This is a genomic window from Faecalibacterium sp. I3-3-33, assembly GCF_023347295.1.
GTDB lineage: Bacteria > Bacillota > Clostridia > Oscillospirales > Ruminococcaceae > Faecalibacterium.
On record NZ_CP094469.1, the window covers coordinates 993,367 to 1,013,813 of the forward strand.

Genomic DNA, 20,447 nt, shown 5'->3' on the forward strand with positions numbered 1-20,447 from the left:
AGGGCGAGCGTCTCCGTCATAGTTTCAAAACAGAGACTTTGAATATTAGCTATAACTAACTTCTTGGCTTGTGAAAAGCCGCCCGTTGGCGACTTTTCTGGAGAGATAATACGATATTCTGGAAACTTTGTCAAGATGCACTTTGCGGAGCGTTGCGCCTGTTACCCGTATATTTTCCCTACGATCTTTCCGCGCGCTGCGGCGGGCAGAAGCTTGCACAAAAGGCTCAGGAATTTATACTGCGCACCGGCAACATAAACGACTGCCGGGTTCTTTTTCTCCACAATGCCGGCGATGTAACGTCCAATGCGTGCCGGGTCCATGCCGTTTTGATCGTCATGCTCCATCTGACTGACGCTCCGGGAGATGCGCCCGCCGTATTCATCATCGTCGAGAATGCTTTTTTGACGTGCTTTTGTAAACCCGGTGCAGATGTCACCCAATTCTACGACGGTAACATGGATGCCGTAGGGTTTGACTTCATTTGCCAGCGCATAAGAGTAAGAGGAAACAGCGGCTTTGCTTGCGGAGTAGAAGGTCTGGAACGGAATGTGTGCTACGGCAGCAACAGAGCTGATGTTCACGATATGTCCCTTCCCCTGACGGCGCAGGAAGGGGAGAACCGCTTTATTTATAGTGACTGTCCCGAAAAAGTTCACATCAAACTGCGCTTTGGCCTGCTCCATGGATGTAAACTCCACCGCACCGGAAATGCCAAAACCTGCACAGTTGATTACTGCATCAATTTTGGTCTCTTTTTGGATGACCTGCTGCACAGCGGCGTTGACCGCATCTTCATTGGTCACATCGACGGATAGATGGGTGACGCCCTCCATGGGGATATTTCTGCGGCTGAACTCGTAGACAATGCAGCCGTTCTCTTTCAGAGCGGATGCCGTACACCGCCCGATGCCGGAGCTTCCGCCGGTAACAATGACGACCTTGTTGTTTTCTCCCGACATGATTTTCCTCCTGAAAATCTTTGATTTGTTTAGAGTATACCGCATTGCACAGCGGCTGTCTATACACGGGCGGGTGTTGTTGTTTTGTTGTGATCTGTTCGCACTGTCAGAGCAGGTCGAAACATAATTTTTGCGGTGTTCCATCCAGCAGATACCGGATATAGAGGCGGCCGTTTTCCACTTCTGCCTGCACCTGCGCGGCGTGCTCAAAGAGAGTGCGCAGACGGCGGTACTCGTCCCGCTGCGCTTGTGTGTAGCAGGACGGCATATCCGAGGTAAGGAACACATTGCCCAGCAAGGCATTGACCGTGGCAAGGGCGCGTTTTTGTTCTGCCGTCAGCTTGCAGTTTTCCTCCCGGAGGAAGAACACATCCGGGTCGCTGCCATAGGCGCGGCCATTGAGCTGCCGCCGGAATACCGTGTTGTTGATGGCCTGTTTTGTGGACACCCGCTCCCGGTGGAACAGGCGCATATACCACACATCGTCCCAGTCCAAGCTCACGTCACAACTGACACGGCAGTAATCCACCAGCCCGAAGGCAGGCATCACCGGTACGCCGCAGCCAAGGATCTGCTTTTGCCCACACCAGCTGCGCAGCAGCTCCATGGCATGGTACATCCGGGCTGCCCGGCTCTCATGGGTATTGCCAAAGGGAGCGGCGCCGTACAGAAAATCCAGCTTGACAAGGTCGAAGCCCCAGTCGTTCAGCACCCGGTCGAATACCCGGCGCAGATAGTCCAGCACGGCTGGGTTGTCGATATCCAACGCATAAAAACTGCTCCAGTTGCTGCCGCAGCACCACGGCGCACCGTCCACTTTCAGCAGCCAGTCCGGGTGCTGCCGGAAAAGGGCAGAGTTCTTTTCGCACACAAAGGGTGCAAGCCATAACCCAGCCTGAAATCCGGCGGCGTGGATCTCCTGCACCATGCTTTTCAGCCCGTGGGGGAATTTCTGTGCATCTGTTTCCAGCCAGTCGCCCACCTTCGGCTCCCAGCCATCGTCGATCTGGAACAGGTCTCCCGGGCAAAGCAGGCTGCGGCATCCGGTCAGGTCCTCCCGGATGGTATCCGCGGTGATGTCCTGATAGCGGTTGTACCAGCTGGAATAGCCTGCCAGTTTCTTCTCGGTCCGGGGCTTGATGCCCATAGACTGAAACCAGCCGTCGAACACCGCTGCCTCGCTGCCCTCGGCAAGAAACAGGTCGAACAGGGCAAAACTGCCGCCGGGATGCTCCACCCCGGCGCAATCCCGCTCCAGCGTCAGCAGGGCTTCGCCGCTGTCGTAGCGGAGGATGGTGTAGCCCGGCTTCTCGTCCAACGATGCCACCAGCCGGAACTGCGCTCCCTTGCGGAAATAGCAGTAGGAAAAGCCGTGGCTCTGCCCTTTTTTATGCCCGTAAGGCGCAAAATGATAATCGCCGTAGCGGTCAAAGGCATATTTTTTGCGAAGAAAGGCGGGAATGTGGTCGGTGCCGCGCAGCTTACCGTTCCGGTCCAGCTCCGGGCTGTATGTCCATGTTTGGTAGCCGTTCATGAATAAGCGCTCCTCGACGATCATCTTCCACGGCAGCTCAGCACGCACCGTTTTCAGCGTCCCGGCGGGCAGGTCGGCATTCAGGTGCACCGCGCCGCAGCCCGGGTGCACCGGGGCATTGCCCTGCCGCACGCCGCCGGAAGTTTCCGCATACCAGTGCAGCGTTTCAGTCATGGTGCGTTTCCTCCCCGTGGAGCTGTGCGCTGATCTCGGCAGCGCGGGCATCGGTCAGAACGAACTTGCGGCGGAACAGCACCAGCACACCTGCCAGCACCAGCATGGGTAGCACGGTCATCATCAGGCGCAGACCCAGCAGCGTTCCGGCGCTCTGTACTGCTACGGGGCCGGCCTCCTCCGTGTTGCCCACAAGACCGATGAGATCCAGCCCGATGCCGGTCAGGAACACCGCCACGCCGGAGGCAGCCTTGACCACAAAGGTCTGCATGGAAAAGATGACGCTCTCCTCCCGGCGTCCGGTCTTGAGCTGGCCGTAATCCACACTGTTGGAAAGGAACAGGGTGGTCAGCACGGTCAGCATCCCGTTGCAGGCAAACACCACCACGCCCGGGATGCACAGCAGGGCAAGGCTATGGGAAAGCCCGGTCAGGCAGAACACCAGCAGGGTGCCGTAGCCGCACAGCGCCAGCACAAGACTCAGGTGAAATACCTGCGTGCTGCTGAACTTTTTGCGCAGCAAGGGGTAAAGCACCATCATGCCAAGGATCTGTGCCGCACCGCCCACGGTGGAAAACAGGGTGTAGGTGGCTTTCCAGCCTGCGCCGCCAAGGTCATATTTAAAGAAATAGATGATGAAGTTGGAGGTAAGGTACAGCGCCGAGTTGATCAGTACGATGCTGCCCACCACTACCATAGCCTGATCGTTGCGGAACAGGGCGGAGAACATCTCCTTCACGGTGGCGGTCTTCATCTCACTGGGGGTGGTTTCTTTCATGGAAATGCAGCACACCAGCTCTGTCACTGCAAAAATTACCGCTACGATCAATGCCACCCAGCGGAAGCCTGCGCGCTCGCTGTCGCCGCCGAGTGCGCCCACCAGCAGCATGGTGAACATGGCGATGAGGGCTGAACCAACGCCCGCACAGGTACGCCCCACCATGGAAAGGTTCTCCCGGTCTTTGGGGGTCCGGGTCACGGCAGGGATCATGGACCAGTAGGGGATATCCATCATGGTGTAGGTGACGCCCCACAGGATGTACACCACGCTGAAGTAGACCATCAGCGCTGCTTCGTCCAGCACCGGGGCGGCAAACAGGGCGTAGAGCACCAGCGCATTGAGCAGCGTACCGGAAAAGATCCACGGACGGAAACGCCCCCAGCGGGTGCGGGTCTTTGCCACCAGAACGCCCATAAAGGGGTCGTTGAAGGCATCAAAGAACCGGGCAGCCATGAGCACGATGCCCACAAAGCTTGCCGAGAGCCCCAGCACATCCTGATAATAATACATGACGTAAGAAGCCGACAGGGCATATACCATATCCTTGCCCACGGCACCAATGCCGAATGCGGTTTTTTGTTTCAGGGTCAGTTCCATACAGCATCCTCCTTTTCAATGGTGAACCGCAGCACAACGGGCTGGGTCTGCGGGGCAGAAACGGTCAGCAGGGCTTCTCCGGCAGTGCCCACGGTGCGCAGATAGGTTCCGGTCATGCCGCCTTCTGCCACGGCGGTCTGCGGACCCACAAGGGCGGCGTTTCCCTCTACCGTAAACTGCACCGGGAACTGTGCGTAGGGGGCAGGGGTGTCGTTCTCGTCCAGAATGCGCACCCGGACAGCCGCCATATCGTAAGTGTCTTTTTCCTGAAGAGCCGTCCGGCTGGCCTTGACCTCCAAGTGCAGCTTTGCACTGGGGCAAAGGGTCACGCTGCGCACCACGTTGCCGTCCTGCACGGCGTCGAACCGCCAGCGGGTGGCTTCGCCGCCCCAGTTGCCCACATATTTGCCGTAAAGCGCCACGCCATCTTCAAAGCTCATTTTGTAGCGCAGCATACACCAGCCGAATTTGACCTTGTAGGCCATCGGCAGTCCTGCCAAGCCGTATTTCCCAGCAGCCAGCAGGCAATCCCGCACAGCGGCTGCCTTGGAGGGAGAAAAGTGTTCCTGCGTTTCCAGCAGCTCGCCGATGGTGTCGTCCATCACAAAGGGCGGATGGGGCAGCGCTGTCCACTCGCTTTGGCGCAGGGCAGTGACAAACACATCGTTTTTGTAAAGCCTTACCTGCTGGGCATTGCTGAAAACGTAGGCTGTGCCCAACTGCCCGGCGGGGTTGTCGCCGATGTCCATGGAAGAGCTGACCACCAGCACCGGGTCAGCATCGCCCTGACTGGCATAGACCGCCGCCGCCAGCTTCGGGTTGCGGAAGCTGTCCAGCACGCCGTGGTAGCAGATACGGTCTCCGGAGCCAAAGTCCTTGTGGGTCTGGTAATCGAACATGCACCAGCCGAAGCACCCGGCGTGCTCTCCGCTGGCATAGGCGGCGTTCTGAACCCGGACATGCCGCAGGGCGTGTTCCTGTCGATGGGGACCATCGTCAAAGGCTTTTGTGGGGTACATGTGACCGTTGCACTCCGAGATGAGCAGCGCCTTGCCCATATCCGGGGTCACGTCCTTTTTGGGCTTTGCGCCGGGCGTTGTGCCGTTGTGGGAAAAATCGTTGTAGGCATAGACATCCTCCAGCAGATGGCTTTTTTCCAGATACCGCACGCCGGAGGTGGCACGGCTGGGGTCCAGTTGATGGGCAATCTTGTTGGTGCGGGTGTAGAAGGCATCATCGTCCACGCTCTCGTTGATGCGCACGCCCCACAGGATGATGCTGGGGTGATTGCGGTTCTGCAAGATCATCTCCCGCAGCATTTCACAGGCGGCGTCTTTCCATGCAGCATCTCCGATGTGCTGCCAGCCCGGCAGCTCGGTGAACACCAGCAGACCCCGCCGGTCGCATTCGTCCAGAAAATATGGGCTTTGGGGGTAGTGGCTGGTGCGCACGGCGGTGCAGTGCAGTTCCTCCTGCAAAATGCGGGCATCCTCCCGCTGCAGACTTTCCGGGGCGGCATAGCCGATGTAAGGATAACTCTGGTGTCGGTTCAACCCCCGCAGAAAGGTCTTTTTGCCGTTGAGGTAAAAGCCATCTGCCCGGAACTCCGCCGTGCGGAAACCAAACGTCACCTGTTTGCGGTCGATGGGTTGTCCGGCTGCGTTCAAAAGCTCTGCCACGGCATGATGCAAAACCGGATGCTCTGTATCCCACGGCTGTGCGTCCGGGACGGAAAGCTGCATCTTCCCGGTTTCTGCCGCCTGTGCGGTCTGCTCTGCCAGCAGGGTGCCGTCTGCGGTCTCCAGCCGGATGCGTACTGCCACGGCTGCGGGCGTAAGCTCTGCTGTCCACTGCACCACAGCCTCATGCAGGGTGGGCGTGTAGACGAACAGGTCGGTCAGGCGGCTTTCTGCCGTGGCTTCCAGCCAGACCTCCCGGTATAGCCCACCGTAGGTCAGGTAGTCGATGACAAAGCCAAAGGGCGGGATGGCCGGGTCTTCACGGGTGTCCAGCTGCACGGTCAGCAGGTTTTCGCCCTCCCGGTCCACAAGGTCGGTGATCTCCACCGCAAAGCCGGTGTAGCCGCCCCGGTGCTGCCCGGCAACCCTGCCGTTGACCCGCACCACCGCCTGATGAGCAGCGCCGTCAAAGCGGACAAACAGCCGGGGTGCAGCCTGTACCGGCGGTACCCGGAACCGTTTGCGGTAGCCGCAGACCATCTCGTAATCGGCAGGCGAGGCATAGTGCAGCGGCACCTCCCGGCAGGTATGGGGCAAGCGGACGGCTTCCTGTTTTGGCACCGGCAGCCCCTTGCCAAAGGCTTCCGTCCAGTGTCGTGTAAACTCCCAATCCTCGCAAAAGCTGTGTCTCATCGCGGCAGCACTCCTTCCAGTAAAATCGAGATCATTTCTTCCAGTACAGCCACATACTGCACCCCGCTTTCTGCCAGACTGCGGTCTGCCAGAAAACTCTCGATGGATGCAGTGATCATCTGCCGCAGCACCGGCAGGGACACCGGACGCATGACCCCTTCAGCCACAGCCTGCTCCAACAGCGCCATGGTGGGCTCCCACCCGTTTTCCAGCTGACTGCGAACCCGTGCCGCTACCACCGGGTATTTCTCGTCCAGTTCCTTCATCTGCCGCAGGTCCAGCGCGGCGTATTCCGTCGGCATGGCAATGATGACTGCCCGGAGCTTTTCCTGCAAAGTACCGCCGCCCGCCAGAATTTCCTGCTTGCAGCGGTGGATGTCCGCAAAGGCGTGGTCTACCATGTCCAGCAGAAGGGCCTCCTTGGAGGGGTAAACGGTGTAGATGGTCTTTTTGCTGATGTGCAGCGGCTCTGCCACCTGTTGCATGGTGAAATGCAGCCCCTGTTGACGGAACAGCTGCATGGCCTGTGTGCGCACCAGCGCATCGAGCTTTTCCTGCATGAGCGTCCTCCTTGTGGAAACTGTATTTGTCTTTCTGGTTTCCATTCTAGTGCGGAAACCGAGCTAAATCAAGCGGTTTCCGCATTTTCTGCGTTCTGCTGAGAAAGTGCAGATGTTTTGCAGCAGAATGACAAAAAAGAACCCCGGCGTGGCTTGCGTGCCCGCCGGGGGATATTTATTAAACGGTACCCTTTGTCAGGGACGACCGCAAAGCTATGGGCCTGTTTATTTGAATCGTTCCTTTTTTGCTGTCACTCTGCCTGTATCTCTTCCACCAGCGGCAGATAGTCGGCACAGTATTTCCGGTACAGCGGCTGCACCAGCTGCCGGAAGTTCTGCATTTCTTCTTCGGGCAGCGGCAGCTCAAAGCAGCCGCCTGCAATGGCTGCCTTGCGGGCGGCAGTTTCTTCCTGCGCCCAGAGCTGGCGCTCGTACTGCGCCGATGCCCGGGCGCACGCTTGCAGGATCTGCCGGTATTCCTCCGGCAGTGCGTCCCATGTGCGGCCGGAAGCCAGCTGCACCTCCGGTACGCGGCTGTGCTCATCGGTCATATAGTACCGCGCAACCTTGTAGTGCTCCATGGAATAGTAGGCCGGCCAGTTGTTCTCAGCGGCATCGACCTGCCCGGTCTCAAGCGCCGAGTACACATCGCTGTACGCCGTGGTCTCCGGCACTGCACCCAGCAGGCGGATCATGTCGATCACAATCTGCGAATCCTGCACGCGGATGGTCTTGCCCTGTAAATCGTTCAGGCTGCGCACTGGCTGACGGGCATAAAACGAGCGGGCACCCGCGTCGTACCAGCTCAGGCCCACCCGCCCCTGTGCGGTAAAGTCCTGCAAAAACTCTGCCCCGATGCTGCCGTCCAGCACGCGCCACATGTGGTCGGCATCCCGGTAGAGATACGGCAGCAGCACGTTGAGCCGGGGCAGATCGTCCGTGGCCACCGAGAGCGACACACGCGCAAAATCTACGCCGCCAATGGCAAGCTGTTCCCACACCTGCTGTTCCGAGCCGTACTCGCCGTTCGCTTTGACCTGAATGACCACCTTGCCCCCGGTCTGCTGCTGCACAAGGTCCGCAAAATACTGTGCGCCCTGCGTAGTGGGGTACCCGGCGGGCTGGTTATCGGCATAGGTCAGCACATAGTCCGGTGTGGTCGGCAGCTTTGCGGTACAGCCTGCCAGCTGCAAAGCCGCAAAGCCCAGCCCGGCTAAAAAAGTCCGTCTGCGCATGGTGTCTCCCTCCCTTTGCAGATAGTATAGCGCACAAGACTGCCTTTGTGCAAGAGACAGAAAAAGGCGGTGCCTGCCGCAAAGCAGGTACCGCCTTTTTAGGAGAAGAAGAATACGAACAAGAAGGAGATGTCTCAGTTACATCAGGCCCATTGCCTGCGGCAGTGCGGTAGACACTGCCGGGATAAAGGTGACCAGCAGCAGGCCGCCGATGATGGCCACATAGTACATAGGGTATAAAAATAGCGGGCAGCCTTTTTGTGGTCGCCCGCTTGGGGGAAATATGTAGGTATTAATCCGCTGGAGTTACGGCCTGTTCAAGTTACGCTCAATAACTTTGGTTACTTCTTCCATGTTAAGAGGCTTGGAAACATGACCGTTCATGCCTGCGTCCAGAGATGCCTGAACGTCCTCCGAAAAAGCATTTGCCGACAATGCGATGATGGGAATCTCTTCTGCATCCGAGCGGTCAGCATACATTGCTCGGATCGCCTTTGCCGCCTGATGTCCATCCATTTTAGGCATCATAATGTCCATCAGGATAATATCATAAGTGCCCGCCGGATGCTCTGCGAACAGATCAACAACTTCCTGCCCATCTGCTGCACGCGTTACTGTCATTCCCAAATCTTCCAACAGAATCGTGGCAAGTTCGGCGTTCAGATCATTATCTTCTGCCAGAAGCACCTTGATCCCCTTCAGGTCATTGTGCTGTACAAGCGGCTTTGTTTTTTCGACTTTCTCAGCATTTGTCAATTCCATGGGAATCTCTACGGTAAAGGTTGTACCGACGCCCTTCCGGCTGTCTACTGTGATCGTGCCGCCCATCAGTTCAACATACTTCTTTGAGATGGGCATTCCCAGACCCGTGCCCTTATACTGTGTCCGTACGCCATTTTCTTCCTGTGCAAATTCGTCAAAGAGCTTTTTCTGGAACTCTTCGCTCATACCGATGCCGGTATCTTTGATCCGATAGCAAATCACGATGTGCTGTGCATCGGCTCCCGGACGGCTGCCTGCATCAAAACGGATGGTGCCGCCATCCTTGGTAAATTTCACGGCATTGTTCAGGATATTGACCAGAATTTCCCGGATACGGACGGGTTCCGTCATGACATAGGGATTTTGCAGCGGTTCACGATGCACTTCAAAGTTCAGTTCCCGGTTCAGAAGCATCCCCTTCACGATCTCAATCACGCTGTCTGTAACTGCGGTGATATTCGCCGGAACAGGGGAAAACTCCACCTTTCCGCTCTCGATGCGGCTTATATCCAGCACATCATTCAGCAGGGACAGCAGATGGTCCGAGCTTTCCTCGATCTTCTTCAGACAATTGTGCATTTCCGGCACAGAATCCTGATGCAATGCAATATTTGTAAAGCCGATGATGGCGTTCATAGGGGTGCGGATGTCGTGGGACATATTGGAAAGGAATGTGCTTTTGGCTTTGCTGGCTGCTTGCGCCTGCTCTGCAAGGACAGTCATTTCTTTCGCTTTCTGCTGGGCTGCAAGCTGTAATTTTCTGCGTGTCCGCAAGCGGTTCACGATAATGATCATTGTGACCGCCATCCACGAGATAAATACGGTGATGGCGACAGCTGTGACCGGATGCAGACGGATCATATCTGCAAGTGTCAGATTCGTTGCTTTATAAGTGGTGTACTGTGTTGCAAGGTCTTCAACAAGATTATCCGGCATTGCGTACATTGCTTTTGTCAGGATACCTGCCAGCGCATGGTTTTCCGTAGAGGAAACCACCATGCGGTAGCTGAATGTGGGTTGTTCCAGCAGCGTGTAGGTCATTGTACCTGTTGTGTCGCTGTTGACGAATGCCTGTGCCATGCGATAGTAGACAAAGGCTGCATCCGCTTTGCCATTGCGGACAGCTTCCATCATCTCCTGACGGGTACTGCACATCAGTTTTTCCGCACCGGGTGCCAGCACATCTTCGATCGATGTGGATGCGGTCTGATTGACTGTGGTGACAACATTGATCTTCCCATCAAAGTCTCTCCGCGTCACTCTTGCCATTCGCATCGTGATATAGGGAGCGGTCAATCCCCATTCTTTGGTCTCTGCGTAATTATCCGTATCCAATCGTGCATCAATACTGATGTTTACCGCATCCTTATTGCTTTGATATGCGATATACTCATCTCTGGTCGCAGGAACAAGAAACTCATACGAGAGTCCTGCATAGTCTGCTATCTTCCGAAAATAGTCCGGGAGAATGCCCTTTACTTCGCCATTTTCTGTATAGGAATAGGGATACCGGGTCGGGTCGCACAGAACATGAAGGGGATTTTCCTTGGAATATTGGGCAATGATACGCTTTTCTTCTTCCGTGTACTCCAGATTTTTGGTATCGGTAGTTTCGTAGTTTTTGTTATAGAGGGTCGTTTTCCAGCTGCCTTCGGCAGCGTTCATCTGATCAATCGCATAATTTATCTTATTCAGAAGTTCAGTGTTTCCTTTTTTGACGATCACATAAAAATCACTGCTGCCGAATTTTTCAAGGGTGCGCTCATTGTTCGTTTTGCGCAGGGAACTGGTGACAATGGCATCAACCGTTCCATTCTGAAGTGCCTCTGCTATCTCCTCAGCCGAATCGAAATAGACCGGTTTGTAAGTGAAGCCTTTGGTTCGTGCATACTCCGCAAATTCATCGTTCCGGGAGTTTCCGCGCAGGAGTGCAACACGCATCCCATCGTAGGTACTATACTTTCCCTCAACGATGGTGCTATTATCGCTGCGGACAGTCAGGATACCATTGTTGGTTCCGATCGGACGGGAAAAATCAAATAATTCTTCGCGCTCAGGCGTTCTGCGGGCAGAAGTTACCATGTCGATCTCGCCGTCGATCAGCATCTGCTGCATTTCTTCCCAGCTTTTGTCATAGCCGACGTATTCATAGTCTACATCCCAGTAGCGCGCCATCAAGCGGAGAAAATCGTAGCCATAACCGCTGCGGTTTCCGTCCTCGTCCATCATGTGATAGCCGTCCATTGCAAAAAAGCCAACCCTCACACGCTCATGCTGGCTTACTGTTTCTGCTGCGCTTGCCGAAAGAGACAGCAATGCCGTCAGCAGAAGCATCGTCATTAGAATTGCCAGACCCCCGCAAGTTCTGGCTCGCTTTGTAACATTCATAACATGTCCCCCTCCATTTTTATAACCCTGCCGCCGGAAAACAAATAAACGCTTTCAAGGCATGGCGAACCCATGACCGAAAGCGTCATCTGACTTCATAAAGCGATATTTACGGACAGCAGAAAACAGCAGGACATTATAGGTGCTCTGCTCTGCTCTGCTCTGCTGTCAGTGTATCGCTGGGTATTCACCTTTGTCAACTCCTGTTTCTGGAAAACCCGCAAATCTGCTGATGACAGCAAAACAGCAATTTCTTACTGGCAACTGGCTGACCCGGTGGGTCCCTATAGCTTTGCGTCGCCGACTTGCGCCGGGTTTGCCTATGAACTTTTACAAAAAGTTTACCATAGAAATAAATCCTTGCCAAGACGTTTTTGAAAAAAGTCGAAAAATGTTTTGAAACAGCAAACAGAGGGGAGTGATACACCATAATCACATAGTTGAGGGAAAGAGTATATGTACGCCGCCCGCAGGCGGCAAAAGTCAGTCCGGGGTAAATTCCAGTTCGGCAAACTCCGCATCCGTCAGCCGTTTCAGCTTTTCGCTGGTCAGGCCGTAGACCTGCACGATCTGCTTTCCGCTGTACCGCCTGCCGAAGGTTATGACTTTATACCTACATAACGAAAAAATTCTTGATGGATTTCCATGGCAATGCTATAATACATATTATATACACAGGTAAAAACTGTTCAAAAATGCTGCTGACAACCTGACGAGATCAATGCTGCAATGACCTTTCTATCGCAATTTTCAAAAATAGTGCCAATTAAAACGGCATCTTTGCGATATGCAGTTTGCGGATGTTGCTTGTGCATTAAAAACGCAAACTGCTATAAAATCGGCAGTACGGAAATGAACTCAAACTGCGACCGTCTGGGGCGGAGAAAGATTGGATAAAATGAAAAACTCTGGAACGAGCGAAACCATGCAGACCTTGACGCGGAAAAGCGCCTGTGTGATGCTGAGCCTACTGTTGCTACTGTCAGCCGTGCTCCCTGTGAAAGCTGCCGCGGAAACCGCCCCTGCAAAGGTTGTTCGTGTCGGCTCGTTTGAGGACACCTTCAACTATGTCAACGAAAAGGGCGCAAGAAAGGGCTACGGCTACGAATTGCTGGCGACCTTATCCGGCTATACAGGCTGGCAGTTCGAGTATGTGACCTGCGACTGGTCAGACTGCTTTGAAAAGCTCAAAAGCGGCGAGATCGACATTATGGGCGATATTTCCTATACGGAGGACCGCGCTGAGGAGATGCTGTTTTCAGACGAGCCGATGGGAGTGGAAAAATATTACCTCTACGCCGATCTCGCGCGCGCAGACATCTCCGCCTCCGACTTCAAGACGCTGAACGGCAAAAAGATCGGCGTTCTGATGGGAACGGAGCCGGAAGTGATGCTGACCGAGTGGGAAGAAAAATACGGTCTGGAAACGGAACACGTCAACATCTCCAACAACGAGGATGTGAAGCAAAAGCTGGCAAATCACGAGATCGACTGTTTTGTTTCGCTGGAAGAATCCTTCTGGGCAGAGCGTGGCATCTCGACCATAACCCGTGTGGGAGAATCCGGCATCTACTATGTGATCAACAAAAACCGTCCTGATCTCAAGGAAGAACTGGACAGTGCCATGCGCGCATTGGACGAAGCTGCGCCTTTTTATACGGCGGATCTGTACAAACGATATTTCTCAATGGATTATACGCCCATCCTTACAGGGGAGGAAAAGGCGTGGCTCAAAGAGCACGGCACCATCAAGATGGGCTTTCTGACGAGTGACAGCGGCGTCAGCACCTTTGACCCTGCTACCGGGGAGCTTACCGGGGTAATCACGGACTATATTCTGTTTGCAGCAGATTGTCTGGGCAATCAGGAACTGGAATTCCAGCTGGTCGGCTATGACAGCAAGGAAGCAGAACTGGATGCGCTGAAATCGGGCGAGATCGACATGATCTTCCATTGCGACCAGAACCCCAATCTGGCGGAAGAGTATCACTTTGCCTGTACCAACACAACGTGGACCTCCAACCTGATGGCGGTCACGAACAAACAGCACTTTAACGAAAACAATGTAAACCGCATTGCCGTGCCCCAAAACAGTCTCTCTCTGAAAAAGTACCTTACGTTTTATTATCCGCAGTGGGAGATCGTGGACTGCGATACACAGGAGGATGCCGCAAAGCTGGTCAAAGACGGACAGGCAGATTGCTTTGTTACCGGGATCAGCAGTGAGGAAAATTATAGCAAGAAATACAGCTTTTACAGCGTTCCGCTATTGAACCCTGTAAAATCCTGTTTTGCGGTCAATAGCGGAAACAGCAGCCTGCTGTCCATCCTGAACAAAACGATCAAGGCAATGCCGGTCAATATGCTTGTCGGCTCTATTGCTATGTATAAGAGCTCCGCGCGGAAGGTTACCCTGAGCGAATTTATAAAGGATAACTTCTTCATGGTTCTGCTGCTCAGCAGCATTGCTGTTGCAGCTGTTCTGCTCACGATTTTAAAGCTGCTCCAGAAGGCGCGTAAAGCCGAAGCTGCTGCAAGGAAAGCCGCAAACGATACGCAGGAACTGAATGCAAAATTGCAGGTCGCCGTGGAAAAAGCGGAGAGCGCGAACCGCGCCAAGTCCACCTTCCTGTTCAATATGTCGCACGATATCCGCACCCCCATGAACGCCATTATTGGTTACGCAGACCTTGCCTCCCGGCATCTGGACGCCCCTGCAAAGCTGGAAAAATACATGGAGAACATTCAGATATGCGGACAGAACCTGCTGGTGCTGCTGAACAATGTGCTGGACCTTGCCCGCATTGAGAACGACAAGACAGAGATCGAGTATTCGGTTTCGGATGTCGAAAAAGATTTCCGTAACTGCATTGCGATGTTCCAGAATCAGGCAGACAGCAAGGGGCAGACGCTTACGGTGACAACACATCTGCTGTATCCGTATGTCTATGTGGATATTCCGCACCTGACCGAGATCTGCACGAACCTTGTCAGCAACGCGGTCAAATACACAGGTGCCTGCGGCACGATTCGCTGCGATGTCACGCAGAAACCCGGCAAAAAAGAGGGCTGGTGCGATACGGTGATCACGGTTGCCGATAACGGCATCGGGATGTCGCAGGAGTTCCAGAAGCACATCTTTGAGCCCTTTGAGCGGGAACGCACCTCCACCGTCAGCAAAGTGGAGGGCAGCGGCATCGGAATGGGCATCGTGAAAAAGCTGGTCGGGCTGATGGGCGGCACTGTGGAAGTGGAGAGTAAAATCGGTGTTGGCTCCACATTTACCGTGACCATTCCCTGCCGCATTGCATCGCAGGAGGAAACACAGGCGAAACGAGAGACCACTCCTTCGGACGAAAAGAGCCTGTGCGGTGTAAAGATCCTGCTGACCGAGGACAACGACCTGAATGCAGAGATCGCCACCGAGCTGCTGCGGGAAGAAGGCTGCGCGGTAGACCGCGCAAAAGATGGCGTGGAATGCGTGGATATGCTGGAAAAGGCTGCGAACGGAACTTACCGGCTGATCCTTATGGATATCCAGATGCCGGTGATGAACGGCTACGATGCGGCAAAAAAGATACGGCAGATGGACGACCCTCAAAAGGCAGGCATCCCCATCATTGCTATGACTGCAAATGCCTTCTCCGAAGATAAACAGGCGGTGCTGGATGCCGGGATGAACGACCATGTTGCAAAGCCGATCAATATGAACATCCTTGTGCCGACCATCCGGAAATACCTTTGATGCGGAACTGATTTTTTGCAAAAATTTTTGTCCCTGCCGGATCACTGCATGCGATACCCGCAAAAGGGAGCTTTGCCCGGACGTTTGTCCGTGACCTGCCTTTTGCAAAAAGACGCATTCACTGCCGCAAAGAAATCGGACGCGCGTGTTTTTTGTGTGAGTAAATATGTGAAAATTGATTGAAAATTCTTCCTGATAATGGTAAAATATTTTTATGTCTCTCTTGTGCTGTGCCTTTTCACGGGAAAGGGGCAGTGCAAAACAGGAAGCACGCAAAAATTGCGGCATCATTTCCGTGGGCGGGTTTTACAGCGCACACTCTTGCGGGCGGTGATGTATAAGCAGTAGGCCATAGCAGCTTTGCCGCAAAGCGGCAGCTGCCCAAGAGTTGTGAGGAGAATTATTTGATGAATAAAAGAACACGGCACCGCCTTGTTTCTGCGCTTTTGGCGCTGGTGGTGGGGCTGTCCCTGCTGACCGGCTGCGGCACAAAAAGCCCGGAAGAGGTGGAAAAACAGGAGGACGCCCAGACCATTCAGGTGTATCTGTGGAGCACCAGCCTGTACGGGACCTATGCGCCTTATATCCAGTCCCAGCTGCCGGATGTGAACATTGAGTTCATCGTGGGCAACAATGATCTGGATTTTTACAAGTTTTTGCAGCAGAACGGCGGTCTGCCGGATATCATCACCTGCTGCCGGTTCTCACTGCACGACGCTGCACCCCTGAAGGACAGCCTGATGAACCTTGCCATGACCAACGAGGCGGGCGCTGTGTACAACACCTACCTCAACAGCTTTAAAAACGAGGACGGCAGCGTGAACTGGCTGCCGGTCTGCGCGGATGCCCACGGCTTTGTGGTCAACCGCAGCCTTTTTGAGCAGTACGATATTCCGCTGCCCACCGATTACGCAAGCTTTGTTTCCGCCTGTCAGGCATTTGAAGCGGTGGGCATCCGCGGCTTTACCGCCGATTATGCCTACGACTACACCTGCATGGAAACCCTGCAGGGGCTTTCCGCTGCCGAGCTTACCACGATGGAAGGGCGCAAGTGGCGCACCGCATACAGCGACCCCGCCAGCACCGCGCGGGTGGGTCTGGACGATACCGTGTGGCCGGGTGCCTTTGAGCGGATGGAGCAGTTCATTCAGGATACCCACCTCACAGCAGACGACCTTGCACAGACTTACGATCCCGTGATGAATCTGTTCCGGAACGGGGAGGTTGCCATGTACTTTGGCAGCTCTGCCGGGGTCAAGATGTTTCAGGATGAGGGCATCGACACCATTTTTATGCCCTTCTTCAGCCAGAACGGCGAAAAGTGGATCATGACCACCCCGTATTTCCAAGTTGCCCTGAACCGAGATCTCGAGCAGGACACCGCGCGCCGCGAAATAGCCATGAAGGTGCTGAACGTTATGCTCTCTGAGGAGGCGCAGAACCGCATTATCTCCGATGGACAGGACATGCTGAGCTACAGCCAGAACGTCCCCCTGCGCCTGACCGAGTACATGAAGGATGTGCGCGATGTGGTGGAAGAAAACCACATGTATATCCGCATTGCCTCCAACGATTTCTTTGCTATCTCTAAGGATGTCGTCTCCAAAATGATCGCGGGCGAGTACACGGCAAAACAGGCGTATCAGGCATTCAATGCGCAGCTTCTCGCCGAAGAGGAGCCTGCTGCGGACGAGCCCGTGTTGACCAGCGAGAAGAGCTATTCCAACGTGTTCCACGCAAACGGCGGCAACGCTGCCTTCTCGGTTATGGCAAACACGCTGCGCGGCGTTTACGGCACGGATGTGCTGCTGGCCACCGCAAACAGCTTTACCGGCAGTGTGCTGAAAGCGGATTATAACCAGAAAATGGCAGCTTCCATGATCATGCCCAACAGTCTGATGTCCCGCCAACGCACCATGACCGGTGCTGAGCTGAAGGAAACTGTCCGCGCCTTTGTGGAAGGCTGCGAGGGCGGCTTTGTGCCCTTCAATCGTGGTTCTCTGCCGATCGTCAGCGGTATTGCCGTGGAGGTAAAGGAGAATAACGGCAGCTATACCCTGACTGGCATCACCCGGAACGGGCAGCCGCTGCGGGATGACGACACCGTTACCGTGACCTGTCTGGCAGCGGAAAAGCAGATGGAAGCGCTGCCTGCAAGCGGAAGCGGTACGTCTGCGGGCGAAGATACATGGGTGAAAAACACATGGCGTGATCACGTTTCCGGCGGCGGCGCAGCGCTTGCAGAGCCTGAAAACTACATGACACTGAGGTGAGCGGAATGGCAGACGAAAAGCGTAAACCAAAACGGAGCTGCCATCCCCGGCAAAAGTGGCTGCCTGCCGCTGCCGCTATCCTTCTGCTGGTCTTACTGGCAGTCGGGCTCAGCGTGCGGTACATCTCGTTTGTGTCGCAGACCATCTATCAGGAAAGCACCTCGCATCTGGAAGAGGTGCTGCATAAATCCAACAATATGCTGAAGGAGATGGTGCGCAAAAACCTGACCTATCTGCACTTGTACAACGATTTTTTGGAAAACACCTCCGATGAAGCCGAAATTCAGGCGTATATCGAGAAAGCGCAGCAGAATACCGGATTTGCCGACTTTTACTTTCTTACCTACGACGGCAACTACATGACCGTGACCGGAGAGACCGGCTATCTTGGCTTGCAGACCAATCTGGACGAAAAGCTCGCCCATGATGAGGATGTCGTTGTGAACACGGCGCTGCCCGGCAAGCCCCAGATGCTTGCGTTCATCTGTCCCGAAACGCAGGGCAGCTACCGGGGCTTTGCCTACGATGCCATTGCCATCTCTTATTATAATGATGCGGTGCTTAGATTGCTGGACAACTCTGCCTTTGAGGGCAATGCCAGCAACTATGTCATCTACCCGGACGGGCGAGTGGTTATCGACAACTCCGTAAACCGCAAGGAGACCGTTTACAACTTCATTGCGATGCTGCGAAGCTATTCCGATCTTTCCGAGAAACAGATCACGGAGCTGTCCAATGCTTTTGCGCAGGGCAGCAGCGGAAACCTGAGGGTGACGCTGGGCGGCATCAGCTATTATCTGGTCTACGAGGGCACGGCAGTCCAGAACTGGACGATGGTGGGGCTTGTGCCGGTCAGGGTCGTCAATGCCAGTCTGGATAAGCTGTGGTTCCATACCATACAGATCGTGGCGGGCATTGCCGCCGGTTTTGCTCTGATGATCATTCTGCTCATTGTGCGCAGAAACCATACGACCCTGCGCCGGAAGAATACCGAGATCTCGTACCGGGACGAGCTGTTCCAGAAGCTTTCGCTGAACGTGGACGACGTTTTCCTGATGCTGGACGCAGAGACCGCCAAGGTGGATTACGTCAGCCCGAACATTGAGCGGCTGCTGGGTATCCCATGGAGAGAAGTCCGGCAGGATGCCCGTGTTCTGGCAGCGCTGCACCCGAAGGATGACCCGGAACGCGATAAAAACTATCTGGAAGGGCTTCTCAGCGGGCAGCAGCGCGAATGGGATGATGAGTATGTGCATCTGGAAACCGGGGAGCGGCGCTGGTTCCACATCGTTGCCATGGGCAGCGAGGTGGAGGGCAGAACCAAACACATCCTTGTCATGTCCGACCGCACCGCCGACAAGCAGGTGAATCAGGCGCTTTCCAATGCCGTTGCTGCCGCCGAGACTGCCAACCGCGCCAAGAGTACCTTCCTTTCCAATATGTCCCACGATATCCGCACCCCCATGAACGCCATCATCGGCTTTACTACGCTGGCGCTCAGCAATATCAACGATACAGAGCGGGTGAAGGATTATCTTGGCAAGACCCTTGCATCCAGCAACCATCTGCTCTCCCTCATCAACGATGTGCTGGATATGAGCCGCATTGAAAGCGGAAAGATCCATCTGGAAGAGGTGGAAGTCAACCTTTCGGATGTGCTGCACGATTTAAAAACCATCGTCAGCGGGCAAATTTATGCAAAGCAACTGGAGCTTTACATGGACGTCATGGACGTGACCGACGAGGACGTCTACTGCGACAAGACCCGGCTGAATCAGATTTTGCTGAACCTGCTGTCCAACGCCATCAAGTTTACCCCGGCGGGCGGCACGGTCTCGGTACGGGTGCGGCAGCTTGCCGGTAAGGTGCGCGGCTGCGGACAGTACGAGTTCCGCATCAAGGATAACGGCATCGGCATGAGCCCGGAGTTTGCCAAAAAGATCTTTGAGCCCTTCGAGCGGGAGCGCACCTCCACGGTAAGCCGCATCCAAGGCACCGGCCTTGGTATGGCGATTACCAAAAACATCGTGGATATGATGGGCGGCACCATCGAGGTGCAGACAGCGCAGGGCAAGGGCACCGAGTTTACCGTCTGCGTGCCCATGCGCGCACAGACCGAGCAGCGTCCGGTGGAAAAGATCACCGAGCTGGAAGGCCTGAAAGCACTGGTGGTGGATGACGACTTCAACACCTGCGACAGCGTGACAAAGATGCTGGTCAAGGTGGGTATGCGCGCCGAGTGGACCCTTTCCGGCAAGGAAGCGGTGCTGCGTGCACGGCAGTCCATCGAGATGAGCGATGCCTACCACGCCTATATCATCGACTGGCGTCTGCCGGATATGAACGGCATCGAGGTCACCCGCCGCATCCGCAGCCTGCACGATGATACGCCCATTATCATCCTGACCGCCTACGACTGGTCGGATATCGAGGTGGAGGCAAAAGCTGCCGGTGTGACCGCCTTCTGCTCCAAGCCCATGTTCATGTCCGACCTGCGCGAGACCCTGATGAGCGCACTCGGCCAGAAACAGACGGATGTGGCGCAGGGGCTTCTGCCGGATAAGAACGCCGACTTCAAGGGCAAGAACATCCTGCTGGTGGAGGATAACGAGCTGAACCGCGAGATCGCACAGGAAATTCTGCGGGAGTACGGCTTCCTTGTTGATTCAGCGGAAAACGGCGCAGTAGCGGTGGAAAAGGTAAGCACCGCCGCGCCGGGCAGCTACGATCTGGTGCTGATGGACGTGCAGATGCCGATCATGGACGGCTATACCGCCACCCGGAAAATTCGCGCGCTGGACGACCCTGCGCGGGCAAAGCTGCCGATCCTTGCCATGACCGCCAACGCCTTTGACGAGGATCGCCGCAACGCCTTGGAAAGCGGCATGAACGGCTTTTTGTCCAAGCCCATCGTGATCGGCGACCTTGTGCAGGAACTGCACAAAATTTTGTGAACCAACCGCCGGTCAGGTGAATAAAAAAGAATGCACCCGCAGCATTTGCGTCCGGAGGCCAAAACCTCTGAAAAGCCTGCTGCGGGTGCTTTTTGTTCCCATTGTCTTTA

General features: G+C 55.0%; 10 protein-coding genes and 1 riboswitch. Of the genes, 3 read left to right on the plus strand and 7 right to left on the minus strand.

Annotation, left to right across the window (positions count from 1 at the left end; genetic code table 11):
* Positions 1 to 161 precede the first annotated feature (161 nt).
* The 7 genes from MTP39_RS04830 to MTP39_RS04860 form a co-directional block, all read right to left on the minus strand.
* Positions 162 to 962 carry an SDR family oxidoreductase gene (locus MTP39_RS04830; RefSeq protein ID WP_249241652.1) on the minus strand — a complete coding sequence of 267 codons (801 nt, stop codon included), beginning with the start codon at positions 960 to 962 and terminating at the stop codon, positions 162 to 164.
* Between the two features lie 106 nt (positions 963 to 1,068).
* A complete protein-coding gene (locus MTP39_RS04835; protein WP_249241653.1) occupies positions 1,069 to 2,670 on the minus strand; it encodes a glycoside hydrolase family 36 protein in 1,602 nt (533 codons plus the stop codon).
* Positions 2,663 to 4,048: a glycoside-pentoside-hexuronide (GPH):cation symporter gene (locus MTP39_RS04840; protein ID WP_249241654.1), complete on the minus strand. Its 1,386-nt coding sequence runs from the start codon at positions 4,046 to 4,048 to the stop codon at positions 2,663 to 2,665. Before MTP39_RS04840 ends, MTP39_RS04835 begins: the two co-directional genes overlap by 8 nt.
* Positions 4,039 to 6,420, minus strand: a complete 2,382-nt coding sequence (locus MTP39_RS04845; protein WP_249241655.1) for a glycoside hydrolase family 2 protein — start codon at positions 6,418 to 6,420, stop codon at positions 4,039 to 4,041. Before MTP39_RS04845 ends, MTP39_RS04840 begins: the two co-directional genes overlap by 10 nt.
* A complete protein-coding gene (locus MTP39_RS04850; protein ID WP_249241656.1) occupies positions 6,417 to 6,980 on the minus strand; it encodes a TetR/AcrR family transcriptional regulator in 564 nt (187 codons plus the stop codon). The genes MTP39_RS04845 and MTP39_RS04850 overlap by 4 nt, the downstream gene beginning before the upstream one ends.
* Before the next feature lie 251 nt (positions 6,981 to 7,231).
* Positions 7,232 to 8,215 carry a TRAP transporter substrate-binding protein gene (locus tag MTP39_RS04855; protein WP_249241657.1) on the minus strand — a complete coding sequence of 328 codons (984 nt, stop codon included), beginning with the start codon at positions 8,213 to 8,215 and terminating at the stop codon, positions 7,232 to 7,234.
* A gap of 306 nt (positions 8,216 to 8,521) precedes the next feature.
* Positions 8,522 to 11,365 carry a transporter substrate-binding domain-containing protein gene (locus MTP39_RS04860; protein ID WP_249241658.1) on the minus strand — a complete coding sequence of 948 codons (2,844 nt, stop codon included), beginning with the start codon at positions 11,363 to 11,365 and terminating at the stop codon, positions 8,522 to 8,524.
* 256 nt (positions 11,366 to 11,621) lie between these two features.
* Positions 11,622 to 11,696, minus strand: a riboswitch (cyclic di-GMP riboswitch).
* A gap of 594 nt (positions 11,697 to 12,290) precedes the next feature.
* Here MTP39_RS04860 and MTP39_RS04865 point away from each other — a divergent pair.
* The 3 genes from MTP39_RS04865 to MTP39_RS04875 all read left to right on the plus strand — a co-directional run bounded on the left by MTP39_RS04865 (position 12,291) and on the right by MTP39_RS04875 (position 20,337).
* A complete protein-coding gene (locus MTP39_RS04865; protein WP_249241659.1) occupies positions 12,291 to 15,110 on the plus strand; it encodes a hybrid sensor histidine kinase/response regulator in 2,820 nt (939 codons plus the stop codon).
* Positions 15,111 to 15,517: 407 nt separating this feature from the next.
* On the plus strand, positions 15,518 to 17,383 hold the full coding sequence (locus tag MTP39_RS04870; protein WP_249241660.1) for an ABC transporter substrate-binding protein: 1,866 nt from the start codon (positions 15,518 to 15,520) through the stop codon (positions 17,381 to 17,383).
* Positions 17,384 to 17,388: 5 nt separating this feature from the next.
* Positions 17,389 to 20,337 carry a hybrid sensor histidine kinase/response regulator gene (locus MTP39_RS04875; RefSeq protein ID WP_249241661.1) on the plus strand — a complete coding sequence of 983 codons (2,949 nt, stop codon included), beginning with the start codon at positions 17,389 to 17,391 and terminating at the stop codon, positions 20,335 to 20,337.
* Positions 20,338 to 20,447 lie beyond the last annotated feature (110 nt).

Coding starts and splice junctions, on each gene's coding strand:
- MTP39_RS04830 (WP_249241652.1), bottom strand. CDS start 962: ATGTCGGGAGAAAACAACAAGGTCGTCATTGTTACCGGCGGAAGCTCC.
- MTP39_RS04835 (WP_249241653.1), bottom strand. CDS start 2,670: ATGACTGAAACGCTGCACTGGTATGCGGAAACTTCCGGCGGCGTGCGG.
- MTP39_RS04840 (WP_249241654.1), bottom strand. CDS start 4,048: ATGGAACTGACCCTGAAACAAAAAACCGCATTCGGCATTGGTGCCGTG.
- MTP39_RS04845 (WP_249241655.1), bottom strand. CDS start 6,420: ATGAGACACAGCTTTTGCGAGGATTGGGAGTTTACACGACACTGGACG.
- MTP39_RS04850 (WP_249241656.1), bottom strand. CDS start 6,980: ATGCAGGAAAAGCTCGATGCGCTGGTGCGCACACAGGCCATGCAGCTG.
- MTP39_RS04855 (WP_249241657.1), bottom strand. CDS start 8,215: ATGCGCAGACGGACTTTTTTAGCCGGGCTGGGCTTTGCGGCTTTGCAG.
- MTP39_RS04860 (WP_249241658.1), bottom strand. CDS start 11,365: ATGAATGTTACAAAGCGAGCCAGAACTTGCGGGGGTCTGGCAATTCTA.
- MTP39_RS04865 (WP_249241659.1), top strand. CDS start 12,291: ATGCAGACCTTGACGCGGAAAAGCGCCTGTGTGATGCTGAGCCTACTG.
- MTP39_RS04870 (WP_249241660.1), top strand. CDS start 15,518: ATGAATAAAAGAACACGGCACCGCCTTGTTTCTGCGCTTTTGGCGCTG.
- MTP39_RS04875 (WP_249241661.1), top strand. CDS start 17,389: ATGGCAGACGAAAAGCGTAAACCAAAACGGAGCTGCCATCCCCGGCAA.